A 17390-nucleotide genomic window follows, 5' to 3' on the forward strand; every position below is an offset into this window, starting at 1 on the left:
TCTTTGAACATGACCATGAAGATTGCAATCCTGCCGGGTGACGGCATTGGCACCGAAATCGTTGCCGAGGCCGTCAAGGTCTTGAAGGTGCTGGACCTGTCTTTCGAGATGGAAGAGGCCAAGGTCGGTGGTGCCGCCTATGAAGCGCACGGCCACCCGCTGCCGGAATCCACGCTGAAGCTGGCCCAGGCGGCTGACGCGGTGCTGTTCGGCGCCGTGGGCGACTGGAAATACGACACGCTGGACCGGCCGCTGCGCCCGGAGCAGGCCATCCTGGGCCTGCGCAAGCACCTGGGCCTGTTTGCCAACTTCCGTCCTGCCATCTGCTATGAGCAACTGGTTGGCGCGTCCAGCCTGAAGCCGGAACTGATCGCCGGCCTGGACATCCTGATCATCCGCGAGCTGACCGGCGACATCTACTTTGGCCAGCCGCGCGGCCGCCGCACCGCGGTGGACGGGCACTTTCCGGGCGCTGAGGAAGCCTTCGACACGATGCGCTATTCGCGCCCGGAAATCGAGCGCATTGCCCACGTTGCTTTCCAGGCCGCCCGCAAGCGTGCAGGCGGCAAGGGCGGCAAGGTCACGTCGGTCGACAAGGCCAACGTGCTGGAAACCTTCCAGTTCTGGAAGGACGTGGTCACTGCCGTGCACGCGGAGTACCCGGACGTGGCGCTGGACCACATGTACGTGGACAACGCGGCGATGCAACTGGTCAAGGCGCCGAAGAACTTCGACGTGATCGTCACCGGCAACATGTTCGGCGACATCCTGTCGGACGAAGCTTCGATGCTCACCGGCTCGATCGGCATGCTGCCTTCGGCTTCGCTGAATGCGAAGAACCAGGGCCTGTACGAGCCCAGCCACGGCAGCGCGCCCGACATCGCAGGCAAGGGCGTGGCCAACCCTTTGGCTACAATATTGTCTGCCGCCATGATGCTCCGTTTCTCCCTCCAACAGCCCGAAGCCGCCGACCGCATCGAGTCCGCGGTGAAATCGGTGCTGGCCTCGGGCTACCGCACGCCCGACATCTGGAGCGAGGGCACCCAGAAGGTGGGCGCGCGCGAGATGGGTGATGCCGTGGTCACGGCACTCACCTCCACCAAAACCGGCAAAACCATTAAGAGCTGATCAGCTCCGGTTCGTCTCGCCCCTGCAACCCAGATCCCGGCGACACGAGCCGGGGAGGTCTGGATTTCTGCACTCTCACTAGGCAAGGCAAAGGCGAACTGACATGGCACAAGCACTCGTAGGACTGGTCGGCTGGCGCGGCATGGTCGGCTCGGTCCTGATGGACCGCATGCAGGCCGAAGGCGACTTCGACCTGATCGAACCGCTGTTCTTCTCCACTTCCAACGCCGGCGGCGCCGCCCCGGCGATGGCGAAGAACGAAACCAGGCTGCAGGACGCGTTCGACATCGAGGCGCTCAAGCGCTGCGCGATCATCATCACCGCGCAAGGCGGCGACTACACCACCGAAGTCTTCCCCAAGCTGCGTGCCGCAGGCTGGAACGGCCACTGGATCGACGCCGCCTCCACGTTGCGCATGAAGGACGACGCCGTCATCGTGCTGGACCCGGTCAACATGCCGGTGATCAAGAACGCGCTGAGCGATGGCGGCAAGAACTGGATCGGGGGCAACTGCACCGTCAGCTGCATGCTGATGGGCGTGGGCGCACTCTACAAGGCCGGCCTGGTCGAGTGGATGAGCACCCAGACCTATCAGGCGGCCTCCGGCGGCGGCGCGCAGCACATGCGTGAACTGCTGACGCAGTACGGCACGCTGAACGCTGAAGTGAAGGCGCTGCTGGACAATCCGAAGAGCGCGATCCTGGAGATCGACCGCAAGGTCATCGCCAAGCAGCGCAGCCTGACCGAGGCCGAAACCGCCAACTTCGGCGTGCCGCTGGGTGGTTCGCTGATCCCCTGGATCGACAAGGACCTTGGCAATGGCATGTCCAAGGAAGAGTGGAAGGGCATGGCCGAAACCAACAAGATCCTCGGCCAGGGCGAGGGCTTCGGCTCGCCTGCCGTGCCGGTGGACGGCTTCTGCGTGCGCGTCGGTGCGATGCGCTGCCACAGCCAGGCACTGACCTTCAAGCTGAAGAGAGACGTGCCATTGGCCGACATTGAGGCCATGATCGCGGCCGACAACGACTGGGTGAAGTTCGTGCCCAACACCCGCGAAGCGACCATTCATGACCTGACGCCGGTGGCTGTCACCGGCACGATGACGATTCCTGTCGGCCGTGTGCGCAAGTTGGCAATGGGCCCCGAATATCTGGGCGCTTTCACAATTGGTGACCAATTGCTCTGGGGTGCGGCCGAGCCTCTGCGGCGCATGCTGCGCATCCTGCTGGGGGCCTGAGGCCTGCCTGGGCAGGGTGCCCAGGTCAGCCTCGCATGCCACAACAGGGCTTCGAACGTGACTTGTTACACGCTCCGGCGCGCGCAAACCTGCTCCCGTTGCCACTTGGCAACAGGCAAGTGCAGCGGTTTGCGCTATTCAGCGCATTCGCGGCAACGTCAGGATTTGGATGAGCTTGGCAAGCTATATGCTTGATACAGTGCCGCTTTCCTGCCAGAAGTTCCCCACTTGTTTGGGGATATCCTGCAGGGAGTTTTGTCGTTGGCGTGCAGCCTGAGTTGCCCAGGCTCGCGGATTGCGTTTTCGGAGACGCTTTGAAGAACCCCTCATTCCTGGCCCGTGGCCCTCTGCTCAGTGCTGTTGCGGCGGCGGCGCTGCTGGCTTGTCATCCGATCGCGTCTGCGTTCAGCTTGGGCCGGATGACGGTTCAAAGCGCGCTGGGCGAATCGCTGCGGGCCGAAATCGAGATCACCGGCCTGACGGCCGACGAAGCCGCCTCGCTGCGCAGCAGCGTCGCTTCAGGTGATGCCTTCCGCGCAGCCGGTGTCGACTACAACGCGGTGCTGATCGGCGCCCAGGCCACGCTGCAACGGCGTTCGGACGGTCGCCCGATCATCCGCCTGGTTGGCGAGCGGGCGGTGTCCGAGCCCTTTGTCGACGTCATCCTCGACTTCTCGTGGAATGGCGGCCGGCTGCAGCGTTCGTACACGCTGTTGATCGACCCACCGACCACACGCAGCAGCGCCGGCACCCAGTCCGCGCCTGTGAATGCCGCGCCGGCGATCTCGGCCGCACCGATTGCGCCCACGCCGGCTCCCGCACCGGTGGCCCCGCCGCCCATTGCCACCGCGCCCTACACCCCGCCGCGCCCGGCGCCCGCACAGGCCCCGACAACTGCGCCGCGTCCGGTGGCCAGCCAGCCTGCCACGCCTTCCTCTGCCTCAGGCGACAGCGTGAAGGTGCGCAGCGGCGACACCTTGTCGTCCATCGCCAATGCCAATGCGCGCCAAGGCGTGTCGCTGGACCAGATGCTGGTCGGCCTGTACCGCGGCAATCCGCAGGCCTTCCTTGGCAACAACATGAACCGGCTGAAGGCCGGCGTGGTGCTGAATGTGCCTGACGCGCAGAGCGCCGGCAGCATTGGTGCCGACGAAGCGCACCAGGTCATCCAGGCCCACAGCGCCGACTTCTCGGCCTTCCGCCAGCGCCTCGCCGAAGGCGCGCCTGCGGTCAAGACGACTGAATCGGCCCGCCAGGCCAGTGGCAAGGTCGAGGCCGCGGTGCAGGACCGCAAGCCTGGCGGCCCCGCCACCGCGCCCGACCAGCTGAAGCTCTCGCGCGGCAAGACCGGCGAGACCGAAAGCAAGATTTCTAAGGAAAGTGAGCGCAAGGCCGCCGACACCCGCGTGGCCGAGCTGTCGCGCAATGTCGAGGAGCTGAAGAAGCTTTCCGGTGGCAACAAGGCTGCCACTGCGCCTGCGGCGGCCAGTGCGCCGCAGCTGGGTGTCAAGGTGCCTGTGGCTGCCGCGCCTGCGCCGGCCCCGGTTGTGGCGCCGGCCCCCGCGCCTGCGGTGCGTGCATCGGCCCCGGTGCCACCCGCACCAGCGCCGGCAGCGGTCGTCGCGCCGCCGGTGCCGGTTCCGGCGCCCGTGGTGGCCTCGACTCCTGCGCCGGCCGCCAGCATCGCCACGCCAGCGGCGAGCGCTGCTGCCAGCGAGCCGGTGCTGCCGGCTTCGGTGCCCAAGCCCCGGCCCAGGCCGCTGCCAGCCCCGGTGCCGGAGGCCGAGCCCAGTTTCTTCGAGTCGCTGACCGGCAATCCGTTTGTGCTGCCAGGTGCTGTCGGCCTGGTGGCTTTGCTGGCCGGCCTGGGCGTGATGCGCCTGCGCCGCCGCAACAGCGACCAGGGCAGCGAGACCTCGTTTGTCGAAAGCAAGCTGCAGCCCGATTCGTTCTTCGGCGCCAGCGGCGGCCAGCGCGTGGACACCCGCGACGGCACCAGTTCCTCGTCCTCTTCGTTGAGCTACTCGCTGAGCCAGCTGGACGCCATCGGCGACGTGGACCCGGTCGCCGAGGCCGATGTCTACCTGGCCTATGGCCGCGACCTGCAGGCCGAGGAAATCCTCAAGGAAGCGCTGCGCACCGACCCAGGACGCGTGGCCATCCGCAGCAAGATGCTGGAGGTCTACGCCAAGCGCGCTGACGCCAAGAGCTTCGAGATCCAGGCCCGCCAGCTGCTGGAAATGACCGGCGGCCTGGGAGAGGACTGGGAGAAGGCGCAGGAGCTGGGCCGCTCGATCGACCCGAACAACGCGCTCTACCAGCCGTCTGGCCCGATTGACGAGGTCGACATTGACACCTCGTCCGACGCGCCACCGGACCTGCGTGAAGACCCGGTCCCTGCGCCTTACCAGCCGCCAGTCGCACCGGCGCCGGTCTACGCCGCGCCAGAGCCGCTGCCTGCGTTCGACGAACTGCCGCCACATCCGGACGCGCTGACGCCGGACGGCCGGGTTTCGACCTACGACCTGGACATTGACCTGGACGCGGCTTCCTCGCTGACCGGCCTGGAGAGCACCCGTCCGCTGACGACCGTGGGCGGCAATGTCACCGAGCTGCCACCGCTGCAGGACGAACTGGGCGGCAAGCTTGACGCTTTGGACATGCCCGAAGTGCTGCCCACCGGCATGGAGCCGCTGCCCGACCTGTCGGACCTGCAGCCGCCCGCGCCACCTGCTGCGCCGGCACCTGACTCCGGTTCGGTGGAGTTCGATTTCGGCGACCTGTCGCTGGACCTGAACGAGCCGACGACGGCCTCTGGCACTTCGGCCGACCTCAGCGCCGACCTCGAGCCCGAGACCGAATCCGGCGACACGACGCCGTCGATGTCGTTCGATCTGGAGCCAGAAGATGGTGACCCGCTGCAGCGCAAGATCGAGCTGGCCGATGAGTTCCGCCGCATCGGCGACGTTGAAGGCGCACGCGACCTGCTCGAGGAAGTGCTGAGCAAGGGCAGTGCTGCATTGCGCGCCCGCGCCCAGTCCATGCTGGATGAGCTTGGCTGACAGCGTGCCGGCTGGTGAGGCGGCCGACTCGCCGCCCGCCAGCCTGGCGACGGCGGCGATGTTGCCGCCTGCGCTGGACGAGGCTCCCTCGCAGCGCATGGCCCTTGGCATTGCCTACCGTGGCGATGCCTACCACGGCTGGCAGAGCCAGCCCAGTGGCCGCACGGTGCAGGACAAGCTGGAGACGGCACTGGCCAAGTTCGCCGCGCAGCCCGTGACCACGTTGTGCGCCGGCCGCACCGACACCGGCGTGCACGGCCTGAACCAGGTCGTGCACTTCGACACCCCGCTGCAGCGCGAGCTGTTCTCGTGGGTGCGCGGCACCAACCGCTACCTGCCGCCTGACATTTCCGTGCAGTGGGCCCGGCCGGTACCGGCCAACTTCCATGCCCGCAACAGCGCGCGCGGCAGGCGCTATCGCTACCTGTTGCTGGAATCGGCCGTGCGGCCGGCCATCGAGCAGGGCGGCTGCGGCTGGATCTTCCGTCCGCTGGACGGTGACGCGATGCGCGACGGCGCTGCCCGTCTGCTGGGGGAGCACGACTTCAGCTCGTTCCGCTCGTCCGAATGCCAGGCCTTGTCGCCGATCAAGCTGATGCGGCAGATCGACATCGGCCGCCGAGGCGCCTATTGGCGCTTTGACTTCGAGGCCTCGGCCTTCCTGCACCACATGGTGCGCAACATCATGGGTTGCCTGATCGCCATCGGCACTGGCTCACGCGCGCCTGGCTGGATGGACGAGGTGCTGGCCGCGCGCTCACGCGACGCCGCCGCGCCGACCTTCGCGCCGCAAGGGCTGTATTTCGTCGGCCCGGTCTACGATGCCGACCTGCAGTTGCCGAACCACACGCACGCGATGGACTGGTTGCCATGACCCGAATCAAGATCTGCGGCCTGACCCGCGAAGCCGACGTCGACGACGCGGTGGCGGCCGGTGCCGATGCTGTTGGCCTGGTGCTGTATGCAAAGAGCCCGCGTGCCGTCACCGCCGCTCGGGCCGGCGAACTGGCGCGGCGGCTGCCGCCTTTTGTTACCCCGGTGCTGTTGTTCGTCAACGCCAGCGCCCAGGAGGTGAGGGCGGGGCTGGAAGAGGTGCCGATGGCGCTGCTGCAGTTCCATGGCGACGAGCTGGCGGATGACTGCGCCAGTTTCGGGCGTCCCTTCCTGCGCGCCGCGCGCATGGCACCCGGTTTCGATTTGCTAGACTTCGCAGCTCGCCACCCGCAGGCTGCGGCCTTGTTGCTCGACGCCCACGTCGAGGGCTACGGGGGCGGTGGAAAGGCATTTGATTGGTCGCTCATTCCCGCAAACGTGCCCCGTCCGCTCGTTTTGTCTGGTGGGTTGAATCCTGCAAACGTGATCGATGGGATCTTGCACGTCCGGCCCTGGGCCGTTGACGTCAGCTCCGGTGTGGAAGCCGCCAAAGGCATCAAGGATGCCGCGCTGATGCACCGGTTCTGCGAGGCTGTGCGCGAAGCTGATGCCCGCATGGCCGACGCGATCTCCTGATCCCAAAGGTTTTTCCATGTTTGCCTATCAACAGCCCGATGCGGCTGGCCATTTCGGCCCCTATGGAGGGCGGTTTGTTTCCGAGACGCTGGTGCACGCGCTCGACGAACTGCAGGCCGCCTACGAGCACTACCGCCACGATCCTGAATTCATCGCCGAATTCAACAGCGAACTGGCCCATTTCGTCGGCCGGCCCAGCCCGATCTACCACGCCGCCCGCATGTCGCGCGAGATCGGCGGCGCGCAGATCTTCCTCAAGCGCGAAGACTTGAACCACACCGGCGCGCACAAGATCAACAACACCATCGGCCAGGCCCTGCTGGCCCGCCGCATGGGCAAGCCGCGTGTCATCGCCGAGACCGGCGCCGGCCAGCATGGCGTGGCCACCGCCACGATCTGCGCCCGCTACGGCATGGAATGTGTCGTCTACATGGGATCGGAAGACGTCAAGCGGCAAAGCCCGAACGTGTTCCGCATGCATTTGCTGGGCGCCAAGGTCGTGCCGGTCGAGTCCGGCAGCAAGACGCTGAAGGATGCGCTCAACGAAGCGCTGCGCGACTGGGTCACCAACGTCGAGAACACCTTCTACATCATCGGCACCGTGGCCGGCCCGGCGCCTTACCCGGCGATGGTGCGCGACTTTCAGCGGGTGATCGGCGATGAATGCCTGGTGCAGATGCCCGAGATGGCCGGCCGCCAGCCGGACGCGGTGATCGCCTGCGTGGGCGGCGGCAGCAATGCGATGGGCATCTTCTACCCCTACATCCCGCACGAGGGCGTGCGCCTGATCGGCGTCGAGGCCGCCGGCCTGGGGCTAGCCAGCGGCAAGCATGCCGCCAGCATCTCGGCCGGTTCGCCCGGCGTGCTGCACGGCAACCGCACCTACCTGCTGCAGGACGACAATGGCCAGATCATCGAGACCCATTCGGTCTCGGCCGGTCTGGACTACCCTGGCGTCGGCCCCGAGCATGCCTGGCTGCACGACATCGGCCGGGCCGAATATGTCGGCATCACCGACGAAGAAGCGCTCGCCGCCTTCCACCGCCTGTGCCGCACCGAAGGCATCATCCCGGCGCTGGAATCGTCCCATGCGGTGGCCTACGCGATGAAGCTGGCGGCAACGATGCGCCCTGATCAGAACCTGCTGGTGAACCTCTCCGGCCGGGGCGACAAGGACATCAACACCGTCGCCAGCCTGGCCGGGATGGAGGGCCTGTCATGAGCCGCATTGCAGCCACCTTTGACGCGCTGAAGCGTGACGGGCGCAAGGCCTTGATTCCCTACGTCACCGCGGGCGATCCGGCGGCAGACGCGACGGTCGAGATCATGCTGGCGCTGGCCGAAGGCGGTGCCGACGTGATCGAGCTCGGCGTGCCGTTTTCCGACCCGATGGCCGACGGTCCGGTGATCCAGAAAGCCTCCGAGCGCGCGCTGGCGCGTGGCATCGGCACGGTGCAGGTGCTGGCGATGGTGCGGACTTTCCGCATCCGCAACCAGCACACGTCGGTGGTGCTGATGGGCTATGCGAACCCGGTCGAGCGCTACGACCAGAAGCACGGCGCGCAGGCCTTCGTGAAGGACGCGGCCGAGGCCGGCGTGGACGGCGTGTTGATCGTCGACTATCCGCCGGAAGAGTGCGAGGACTTCGCCGCGCTGCTGAAGGCGCATGGCCTGGACCTGATCTTCCTGTTGGCGCCTACCTCGACCGAGGCGCGCATGGCGCAGGTCGGCCGCATTGCCACCGGCTACGTCTACTATGTCTCGCTGAAGGGCGTGACCGGTTCCGGCAACCTGGACACCGCTGCGGTGGCCGAGGTGGTGCCGCGCATCCGCCAGCACGTCAAAGTGCCGGTGGGCGTGGGTTTTGGCATCCGCGACGCGGCCTCTGCGCAGGCCGTGGGACGGGTGGCGGACGGCGTGGTGATAGGCTCTCGCCTGATCCAGCTGCTCGAAACCCAGGCGCACGACTTGCTTGCACCCACGGCTCGGCAGTTCATGGCGGAGATCCGTCATGCGCTGGATGCGCTAGATCCGTTGTAAAGTCGAATTGAACGTTGAGGAGCTTTGATCCATGAGCTGGCTTGAGAAACTGCTGCCCCCGAAAATCCAGCACACCGACCCGAGCGAGCGCCGCTCGGTTCCGGAAGGCCTGTGGATCAAATGCCCCTCCTGCGAGTCGGTGCTGTACAAGACCGACCTGGAGCAGAACCTGAACGTCTGCCCCAAGTGCAGCCACCATCACCGCATTGGTGCCCGTGCCCGGCTGGATGCCTTCCTGGACGCCGAGGGCCGCTACGAGATCGGCCACGAAGTGCTGCCGGTCGATGCGCTGAAGTTCAAGGACAGCAAGAAGTACCCCGAGCGGTTGAAGGCCGCGATGGAAGCCACCGGCGAGACCGATGCGCTGATCGTCATGGGCGGCTCGGTGATGAGCGTGCCGGCGGTGGTCGCCTGCTTCGAGTTCGATTTCATGGGCGGCTCGATGGGTTCGGTCGTCGGCGAGCGTTTCGTGCGCGGCGTCGAAACCGCCATCGAGCAGAAGGTGCCGTTCATCAGCTACACGGCCACCGGCGGCGCGCGCATGCAGGAAGGCTTGTTCAGCCTGCTGCAGATGGCCAAGACCAATGCTTCGCTGACGCGGCTGGCCAAAGCCAAGCTGCCCTACATCAGTGTGTTGACCGATCCGACCATGGGCGGCGTTTCCGCCAGCTTCGCCTTTGTGGGCGACGTGGTGATCGCCGAGCCCAAGGCCTTGATCGGCTTTGCCGGCCCGCGCGTGATCGAGAACACCGTGCGTGAAAAGCTGCCTGAAGGCTTCCAGCGCGCCGAGTTCCTGATGCAAAAGGGTGCGGTGGACATGATCGTCGACCGCCGCCAGTTGCGCCAGACCATCGCCCACCAGCTGGCGATGCTGCAACGCCAGAACGCTGACGCAGTGGCCTGACCCGGCTTCGGACCGACCCAGCTTTAACCTTTCTCTCCCTTCGCCCCGGCCCGCCATCAGGCGCGCCGGGGCGTTTTCATCGGCACTTCGCTTCATGAACCTGGACGACTGGCTGGCGCACTGCGAGCGCCTGCATCCCAAGACGATCGACATGACGCTGGAGCGCACGCGCACCGTGCGCGAGCGCCTGGGCCTGCAATTCAAGGTGCCGCTGATCTCGGTCGCCGGCACCAACGGCAAGGGCTCGACCTGCGCGATGCTGGACAGCATTGCCCGCGCCGCCGGCTACCGCGTCGGCCTGTACAGCAAGCCGCACCTGGTGCACTTCGAGGAGCGCTGCCGCATCAATGGCGAGCAGGTGGCCGACGCCGCGCTGGTGCCGCACTTCGAGGCGGTCGAGGCCGCGCGTGGTGACATCTCGCTGACCTACTTCGAGTTCACCACGCTGGCAATCGCCCGCGCGCTGGCCGAAGCCGACCTGGACCTGGTGATCCTGGAAGTTGGCCTGGGCGGGCGGCTGGATGCGGTCAACGCGTTTGATGCCGACTGCGCGGTCATCACCAGCATCGACATCGACCATGTCGAGTACCTGGGTCCTGACCGCGAAAGCATCGGCCGCGAGAAGGCCGGCATCCTGCGCGCCGGCCGGCCAGCCATCGTGTCCGACCCGGTGCCACCGGCCAGCGTGATCGCTGCCGCCGAAGCCCTGGGCGCCGACCTGTGGCTGGCGGGGCGTGACTTCAACCAGTTCGGTGACCGCCAGCAATGGGCCTGGAGCGGTCGTGGCCGGCGGTATCACAGCTTGGCGTACCCGGCGCTGCGCGGCGCGAACCAGTTGCTGAATGCCGCAGGTGCATTGGCGGCGCTGGAGTCTCTGCGTGATCGCGTGCCCATCACCGCGCAGGCGGTGCGGCTGGGCCTGTCCACGGTTGAACTGCCGGGCCGCTTCCAGATCGTGCCGGGCCAGCCCACGCTGGTGCTGGACGTGGCGCACAACGCGCAATCGGTCGCCGCGCTGGCGCTGAACCTGGACCAGATGGGCTTTTCGCCCTGCACGCACGCGGTATTGGGCGCGATGCACGACAAGGATCTGGACGCGCTGGTGGCGCGCATGGCCACGCTGGTCGACCGCTGGTACCTGTGCGACCTGCCCGTGGCACGCGGCGCCACGGCTGCGCAACTGGCCGAAGTGGTGGCGCGCCTGGCACCCAAGGCGCAGGCGCAGCAGCACGCCAGTCCCAAGGCCGCACTGGCCGCAGCCGTGGCTGGCGCAGACCCGGCTGATAGAATCGTGGTCTTCGGCTCGTTTCAAACCGTGGGCGGCGTGCTGAAGGATGGTCTGCCTCGGCTGGGCGCGCCTCATCAGGCGTGAGCGAGGCCAGGCAAGCGGGCCTTATCCTTCCAGCCTGCCGCCTGCCCGGTCATCACGCATGGGTTTGCTGTCCAAGTTCAAGTTCGGTTCTTCCAAGACAGCGGCCAAGGCAAGCCCTTCGGCCGCAGTCGACCCCGCCGAGTTGGTGCGTGAGGTGCGCAACCGGGCGCGTCGGCGCCTGATTGGCGCGGCAATGCTGCTGGTCATCGGCATCATCGGCTTCCCACTGCTGTTCGAGACCCAGCCCCGGCCGATCCCGGTCGACATCCCCATCGAAATCCCCGCGCGCGACACCGTGCCGTCGCTGCTGCCCAGCGGTGCGCGCCAGGCCAGGCCCGATCCCGCGCTGCAACCGCCGCCAGAAGAGGCGCCGGCTGGCAGCCTGCAAGCCAATGCGGCTGAGGCCACACCGCAGGCCAGCGAGCCGTCTTCTCCGGCCAGCGTGGCCGCGCCGGTGCCCAGGCCGGCGCCGCTTCCGATGATCACCGAAACGGCGCCGAGCCGGCCGCAGCCAGTGCCCAAGCCGCCGCAGCCGTCCCAGGCCGTCGCCGCCGCGCCATCCAGCCCGCCGGCCGCCAAGCCTGCTTCAAAGCCGGCCGAGAAACCCGCGGAGCGCGTGGCCGAAAAACCGCCGGAGCCCAAGCCGGTGGCGGTCAAGCCAGCCGAAAAACCGGCGGCCGAGAAGCCAACGCCCGAGCAGATCCTGGCTGGCAAGTCCACCGTGGCCGATGATGGCCGCTTTGTCGTGCAGATCGGCGCTTTTGCCGAAGCCGGCAGCGCCCGCGAGGCGCGTGGCAAGGTCGAAGGCCTGGGCTTGAAGACCTACACCCAGGTGATCGAATCGGCCACCGGTCGGCGCATCCGTGTGCGGGTCGGTCCGTACGCCACCAAGGCCGAGGCCGACAAGGCAGCGGCGCGCATCAAGGCCAGCGGCCTGCCAGCCGCGGTGCTGACGCTTTGAACACTGGTGTGCTGGCGGCGGACCTGGGCGGCGTGTCCGTGCTGGACTGGGGACTGCTGGGCCTGCTGCTGATCTCGGTGCTGCTCGGGCTTTGGCGCGGGCTGGTGTTCGAGGTGATGTCGCTGGGCGGCTGGGTGCTGGCGTGGATCGTCGGACTGCATGGCGGTCCGCTGGTCGGGCAGTGGCTGAACATTGGCCAGCCGGGCTCGGCGTTGCGCACCGGCGTGGGTTTTGTGGTGGCTTTTGCGGTGACCTTGCTGGCCTGCGGCCTGGCGGCCAGGCTGGTGCGGGCGCTGGTGGCGGCCACGCCGCTGAGCGGGCTGGACCGGTTGCTGGGCGGTGTTTTTGGGGTGGCGCGTGGGCTTTTGCTGCTGCTGGTGCTGGCCACGGTGGTCAGCTGGACGCCGCTGGCGCGGGCCGATTGGTGGCAGGCTTCACAGGGCGCCCGTTGGCTGGCCAGCCTGCAGCATGAATTGCGTCCTTGGCTGCCGGAGCGCTTCAGTGCCAGCATTCCGGTGCGTGGCGCTTGATCCCGCAGTAGCCGCCTCCAGATGCCGGGTTTACCCGGTGACAGACAATTTCGACTTCTTTCGATCTTTTCGACCTTTCGAGAACGGACCCCTCCCATGTGCGGCATCGTCGGCGTGATTTCCAAACAGCCGGTCAACCAACTCATCTATGACGCGCTGCTGCTGCTGCAGCACCGCGGCCAGGATGCAGCTGGCATCGTCACCATGCAAGGCACGAAGTGCTTCATGCACAAGGCCCGCGGCATGGTGCGCGACGTCTTCCGCACCCGCAACATGCGCGCGCTGCCCGGCACCGTGGGCCTGGGCCAGGTGCGCTACCCGACGGCCGGCAATGCCTACAGCGAAGAAGAGGCGCAGCCCTTCTACGTGAATGCGCCCTTCGGCATCGTGCTGGTGCACAACGGCAACCTGACCAACGCGCACGACCTGAAGAAGGAACTGTTCGCGATCGACCGGCGCCACATCAACACCGAGAGCGACACCGAGGTGCTGATCAACATCCTGGCGCATGAGCTGGAAGTTGCCGCGCGCAACCTGCCGCTGTCGCCGGAAGAGGTGTTCAAGGCCGTGCGCGCCGTGCATGGCCGCATCAAGGGTTCCTACGCTGTTGTCGCGCTGATTGCCGGCTACGGACTGCTCGCTTTCCGTGACCCGTACGGCATTCGCCCGCTGTGCTTCGGCACGGCCGAAGGCGAAGAGACGGCGGGCGTGATGGTGGCCAGCGAATCGGTTGCGCTGGAAGGCACCGGCCACAAGTTCCAGCGCGACGTGGCGCCCGGTGAAGCGATCTTCATCGACACCGAAGGCCGCATCCACAGCGAACAGTGCGCGCCGTCCGCCACGCTCAATCCGTGCATGTTCGAGTACGTCTACCTGGCCCGGCCGGACTCGGTGATCGACGGCATCTCGGTCTACCAGGCGCGCCTGAACATGGGCGAAACGCTGGCCCAGCGCCTGATCTCGACCATGCCGCCCAGCGAGATCGACGTGGTGATTCCCATCCCTGAATCCAGCCGCCCGAGCGCGATGCAGCTGGCGCAGAAGATCGGCAAGCCCTACCGCGAAGGTTTCGTGAAGAACCGCTACGTCGGCCGCACCTTCATCATGCCGGGGCAGGGCGTGCGCAAGAAGAGCGTGCGCCAGAAGCTCAATGCCATCGGCGTCGAGTTCAAGGGCCGCAACGTGCTGCTGGTGGACGACTCCATCGTGCGCGGCACCACCAGCAAGGAAATCGTGCAGATGGCGCGTGAGGCGGGCGCGAACAAGGTCTACATGGCCTCGGCTGCGCCGCCGGTGCGTTATCCGAACGTGTACGGCATCGACATGCCGACCAAGGAAGAACTGATCGCGCACAACCGCAGCATCGAGGAAATCCGCCAGTTCATCGGCGCCGATGCGCTGATCTACCAGGACGTGGACGCGATGAAGCGCGTGGTTGGCGCGCTGAACCCGGCGCTGCGCAGCTTCGAGGCTTCGTGCTTCGATGGCCACTACATCACCGGCGACGTGTCGGTGAAGGACTTCGAGACCATGAAGGCCCAGCGCGCCGCGCAGGGCGGCGACGAAGAAGAGATGGCAGACCGCAGCCGCCTGGCGCTGCAAAGCGGCAGCGAGGCGGGCTGATGAGCGGGGACAAGCCGAACAGCGAACAACCTCGCGTCAGCGACGAGGAGCGCCGCATCGCGCGCGCCAGCTTGCCCGAGGGCTTGCGCACCGAGACGCTGGCCGTGCGCGCCGCGCTGGCACCCAGCCAGCACGGTGAAAATTCCGAGGCCTTGTTCCTGACCAGCGGCTACCTGCAGCCGGACGCCGAAACCTCGGCCCGCCGCTTCGCCGCCTCCGAAGACTTCACCTACTCCCGCACCAGCAACCCCACGGTGCGCAGCTTCGAGGCCCGCCTCGCAGCGATGGAAGGCACCGAAGCCGCGGTGGCCACGTCAACGGGCATGAGCGCGATCCTGCTGCTGATCATGGGCCTGCTGAAGGCGGGCGACCATGTGGTCTGCTCGCGTTCGGTGTTCGGCTCGACGATCAACCTGTTCGCCAAGGAATTCGGCAAGTTCGGCGTGGAGACCAGCTTTGTCTCGCAGACCGACCTTGCCGAATGGCGCGCGGCGATCAAGCCGACGACCAAGCTGTTCTTTGCCGAGACGCCGACCAACCCGCTGACCGAGGTCTGCGACGTTGCCGCGCTGGCCGAGCTGGCGCATGGCGCTGGCGCGCTGCTGGCCGTCGACAACAGCTTCTGCTCGCCGGCCATCCAGCAGCCCGCCAGGCTGGGGGCCGACGTGGTGATGCACTCCGGCACCAAGTACCTGGATGGCCAGGGCCGCGTGATGGCCGGTTCCTTGTGCGGTTCGGAAAAGCTGATCAAGGATGTCTTCGGCCCGGTCATGCGCACCGCCGGCATGACGCTGTCGCCCTTCAATGCCTGGGTGGTGCTGAAGGGGCTGGAGACGCTGGGCATCCGCATGAAGGCCCACAGCGAAAACGCGCTGAAGGTCGCCCGGTGGCTGGAGAGCCGGCCCGAGGTGGCGCGCGTGTTCTATCCCGGCCTGGCCTCGCATCCGCAGCACGAGTTGGCGATGCGCCAGCACAAGGACGGGCAGGGGGGGGCCGTGGTGTCATTCGAGCTGCGGGCTGACACGCCTGAAGCTGCCAAGGCCGCGGTCTTCCATGTGATCGACAGCACCCGCGTGCTCAGCATCGCCACGAATCTCGGCGACACCAAGTCCATCATCACCCATCCAGCGACGACCTCGCACGGCCGGCTCAGCGAGGCCCAGCGCCAGGCTGCCGGCATCGGCCAGGGCCTGATCCGGCTGGCCGTGGGCCTGGAACACCCCGACGACATCACCGACGATCTGCTGCGTGGCCTGTCCACGCTGAACCACTGATGAGCCAAGCACAACCATCCAAGCGGGTGCGCACGCGCATCGCGCCGTCGCCCACCGGCTTCCTGCACCTGGGCACGGCGCGCACCGCGCTGTTTTCCTGGGCCTACGCCCGCCACTTCGATGGCGACTTCGTGCTGCGCATCGAAGACACCGACGTGGCCCGCTCCACCCAGGCCTCGGTCGAGCAGATCATCGCCTCGATGGACTGGCTGGGCCTGGGCTACGACGAAGGCCCGATCTACCAGATGCAGCGCCTGGCGCGCTACCAGTCGGTGATCGAGCAGATGCTGGCTGCCGGCACCGCCTACCACTGCTACAGCACGCCCGAAGAGCTGGACGCGCTGCGCGAAGCCCAGAAGGCCCGCGGCGAGAAGACCGGCTACGACGGCCGCTGGCGCCCGGCGCCGGGCAAGACGCTGCCCGAGGTGCCGGCCGGCGTGAAGCCGGTGGTGCGCTTTGCCAATCCGCAGGATGGCGAGGTCAGCTGGCACGACCTGGTCAAAGGCCAGATCACCATCGCCAACCGCGAGATCGACGACCTCATCATCCAGCGCCCGCCGGCCGATGACGCGCCGCCCGGCACGCCGGGCGTGCCGACCTACAACTTCGCGGTCGTGGTCGATGACTGGGACATGGGCATCACCCATGTCTTCCGCGGCGACGAGCACGTCAACAACACGCCCTGGCAGATCAACATCTTCAACGCGCTGGGCGCGCCGCTGCCGCAGTTCGGCCATGTGCCGGTGATCCTGGGCGACGACGGCCTGAAGCTGTCCAAGCGCCGCGGCGCGGTCAGCGTCACGGCCTACGAGGAAAACGGCTACCTGCCCGAGGCGATGCTGAACTACCTGGCCCGCCTGGGCTGGAGCCACGGCGACGACGAGCTGTTCAGCCGCGAGCAACTGGTGGAATGGTTCGACGGGCAGCACCTGTCCAGGAGCCCGGCGCAGTGGGACCCGGCCAAGCTGGCATGGGTCAATGCCCAGTACATCAAGCAGACCGACGACCTGCGCCTGGCCGAGATGGCGGCGGCACAACTGCGCCGCCGCGGCATTGCGGTGCTGGAGTCCAGCCCTGGCAGCCAGCATGGCGTGACCGCGGCGATGTGCGCGCTGTTCAAGGACCGTTGCAGCACCACGGTCGAGCTGGCCGACTGGCTGGCGATGTACTTCGCGCCGGTGCAGCCGGCCGAGGCCGAGCTGGCGCAACATGTGACCGACGCAGTGCGGCCGGCCCTGGCCGCGCTCGCCACGCGCCTGCAGGCGCTGGCCGAGTGGGACAAGGCGAGCATCCAGCAGGCGATCAAGGAGACCATTGGCGAGCAGGGCCTGAAGATGCCGCAGTTGGCGATCCCGGTGCGGGTGCTGGTCTGCGGCCGGGCCCAGACGCCGTCGGTCGACGCGGTCCTTTCGCTGTTCGATCGCCAAGTTGTCGTCGAGCGCTTGCGAAACGCTTGAATTTCGCTATATACTCTTGGTCTTGCTTGAACGGCGTAACCGATCAAAGCGGCTGAATTCAGGTGATGGGGCGAAGGCCCTGCTTGCTTGAAGAAGGTGCAGAGATGGGGGTATAGCTCAGCTGGGAGAGCGCTTGCATGGCATGCAAGAGGTCAGCGGTTCGATCCCGCTTACCTCCACCAAACTTGGTGGCGCCGTTGAAGCAAAAAGATCCAAGGCGCCCTTCGTCTAGAGGCCTAGGACACCACCCTTTCACGGTGGCTACAGGGGTTCGAATCCCCTAGGGCGTACCA

14 protein-coding genes and 2 tRNA genes are annotated in these 17390 nt (G+C 66.9%); all 16 read left to right on the plus strand.

Annotation, left to right across the window (positions count from 1 at the left end; translation table 11 throughout):
• Positions 1-15: 15 nt before the first annotated feature.
• Positions 16-1128 carry a 3-isopropylmalate dehydrogenase gene (gene leuB, locus LRH25_RS22730; RefSeq protein ID WP_141288919.1) on the plus strand — a complete coding sequence of 371 codons (1113 nt, stop codon included), beginning with the start codon at positions 16-18 and terminating at the stop codon, positions 1126-1128.
• 103 nt (positions 1129-1231) lie between these two features.
• The gene (gene asd, locus LRH25_RS22735; protein WP_141288918.1) at positions 1232-2365 is read left to right on the plus strand and encodes an aspartate-semialdehyde dehydrogenase; all 1134 of its coding nucleotides are present in this window, start codon (positions 1232-1234) and stop codon (positions 2363-2365) included.
• 419 nt (positions 2366-2784) lie between these two features.
• Entirely contained in the window at positions 2785-5427 is a 2643-nt protein-coding gene (locus tag LRH25_RS22740) for a motility hub landmark protein FimV (protein WP_231012290.1), read from the plus strand.
• Positions 5428-5485: 58 nt separating this feature from the next.
• The gene (gene truA / locus LRH25_RS22745; RefSeq protein WP_141288347.1) at positions 5486-6301 is read left to right on the plus strand and encodes a tRNA pseudouridine(38-40) synthase TruA; all 816 of its coding nucleotides are present in this window, start codon (positions 5486-5488) and stop codon (positions 6299-6301) included.
• Entirely contained in the window at positions 6298-6936 is a 639-nt protein-coding gene (locus tag LRH25_RS22750) for a phosphoribosylanthranilate isomerase (protein ID WP_141288346.1), read from the plus strand. The genes truA and LRH25_RS22750 overlap by 4 nt, the downstream gene beginning before the upstream one ends.
• 16 nt (positions 6937-6952) lie before the next feature.
• Positions 6953-8158: a tryptophan synthase subunit beta gene (trpB, locus tag LRH25_RS22755; protein WP_141288345.1), complete on the plus strand. Its 1206-nt coding sequence runs from the start codon at positions 6953-6955 to the stop codon at positions 8156-8158.
• On the plus strand, positions 8155-8976 hold the full coding sequence (gene trpA, locus LRH25_RS22760) for a tryptophan synthase subunit alpha (RefSeq protein ID WP_141288344.1): 822 nt from the start codon (positions 8155-8157) through the stop codon (positions 8974-8976). The genes trpB and trpA overlap by 4 nt, the downstream gene beginning before the upstream one ends.
• 31 nt (positions 8977-9007) lie before the next feature.
• Complete coding sequence (accD, locus tag LRH25_RS22765; protein ID WP_141288343.1) at positions 9008-9880, plus strand: acetyl-CoA carboxylase, carboxyltransferase subunit beta; 873 nt, start codon at positions 9008-9010, stop codon at positions 9878-9880.
• Between the two features lie 94 nt (positions 9881-9974).
• On the plus strand, positions 9975-11252 hold the full coding sequence (gene folC / locus LRH25_RS22770) for a bifunctional tetrahydrofolate synthase/dihydrofolate synthase (protein ID WP_141288342.1): 1278 nt from the start codon (positions 9975-9977) through the stop codon (positions 11250-11252).
• Positions 11253-11310: 58 nt separating this feature from the next.
• On the plus strand, positions 11311-12213 hold the full coding sequence (locus tag LRH25_RS22775) for an SPOR domain-containing protein (RefSeq protein WP_231012295.1): 903 nt from the start codon (positions 11311-11313) through the stop codon (positions 12211-12213).
• Positions 12210-12743, plus strand: a complete 534-nt coding sequence (locus LRH25_RS22780; protein WP_170200909.1) for a CvpA family protein — start codon at positions 12210-12212, stop codon at positions 12741-12743. The genes LRH25_RS22775 and LRH25_RS22780 overlap by 4 nt, the downstream gene beginning before the upstream one ends.
• 96 nt (positions 12744-12839) lie before the next feature.
• Entirely contained in the window at positions 12840-14366 is a 1527-nt protein-coding gene (gene purF / locus LRH25_RS22785) for an amidophosphoribosyltransferase (RefSeq protein ID WP_141288203.1), read from the plus strand.
• Positions 14366-15640: an O-succinylhomoserine sulfhydrylase gene (locus LRH25_RS22790; protein WP_141288204.1), complete on the plus strand. Its 1275-nt coding sequence runs from the start codon at positions 14366-14368 to the stop codon at positions 15638-15640. Before purF ends, LRH25_RS22790 begins: the two co-directional genes overlap by 1 nt.
• A complete protein-coding gene (gene gltX, locus LRH25_RS22795; RefSeq protein ID WP_141288205.1) occupies positions 15640-17097 on the plus strand; it encodes a glutamate--tRNA ligase in 1458 nt (485 codons plus the stop codon). The genes LRH25_RS22790 and gltX overlap by 1 nt, the downstream gene beginning before the upstream one ends.
• A 106-nt stretch (positions 17098-17203) precedes the next feature.
• Positions 17204-17279: transfer RNA gene (locus LRH25_RS22800), tRNA-Ala, on the plus strand.
• 35 nt (positions 17280-17314) lie between these two features.
• Positions 17315-17390: transfer RNA gene (locus LRH25_RS22805), tRNA-Glu, on the plus strand.

The organism is Ideonella azotifigens (assembly GCF_021043325.1).
Taxonomy (GTDB): Bacteria; Pseudomonadota; Gammaproteobacteria; order Burkholderiales; family Burkholderiaceae_C; genus Ideonella; species Ideonella azotifigens.

Coding starts and splice junctions, on each gene's coding strand:
- leuB (WP_141288919.1), top strand. CDS start 16: ATGAAGATTGCAATCCTGCCGGGTGACGGCATTGGCACCGAAATCGTT.
- asd (WP_141288918.1), top strand. CDS start 1,232: ATGGCACAAGCACTCGTAGGACTGGTCGGCTGGCGCGGCATGGTCGGC.
- LRH25_RS22740 (WP_231012290.1), top strand. CDS start 2,785: ATGACGGTTCAAAGCGCGCTGGGCGAATCGCTGCGGGCCGAAATCGAG.
- truA (WP_141288347.1), top strand. CDS start 5,486: ATGTTGCCGCCTGCGCTGGACGAGGCTCCCTCGCAGCGCATGGCCCTT.
- LRH25_RS22750 (WP_141288346.1), top strand. CDS start 6,298: ATGACCCGAATCAAGATCTGCGGCCTGACCCGCGAAGCCGACGTCGAC.
- trpB (WP_141288345.1), top strand. CDS start 6,953: ATGTTTGCCTATCAACAGCCCGATGCGGCTGGCCATTTCGGCCCCTAT.
- trpA (WP_141288344.1), top strand. CDS start 8,155: ATGAGCCGCATTGCAGCCACCTTTGACGCGCTGAAGCGTGACGGGCGC.
- accD (WP_141288343.1), top strand. CDS start 9,008: ATGAGCTGGCTTGAGAAACTGCTGCCCCCGAAAATCCAGCACACCGAC.
- folC (WP_141288342.1), top strand. CDS start 9,975: ATGAACCTGGACGACTGGCTGGCGCACTGCGAGCGCCTGCATCCCAAG.
- LRH25_RS22775 (WP_231012295.1), top strand. CDS start 11,311: ATGGGTTTGCTGTCCAAGTTCAAGTTCGGTTCTTCCAAGACAGCGGCC.
- purF (WP_141288203.1), top strand. CDS start 12,840: ATGTGCGGCATCGTCGGCGTGATTTCCAAACAGCCGGTCAACCAACTC.
- LRH25_RS22790 (WP_141288204.1), top strand. CDS start 14,366: ATGAGCGGGGACAAGCCGAACAGCGAACAACCTCGCGTCAGCGACGAG.
- gltX (WP_141288205.1), top strand. CDS start 15,640: ATGAGCCAAGCACAACCATCCAAGCGGGTGCGCACGCGCATCGCGCCG.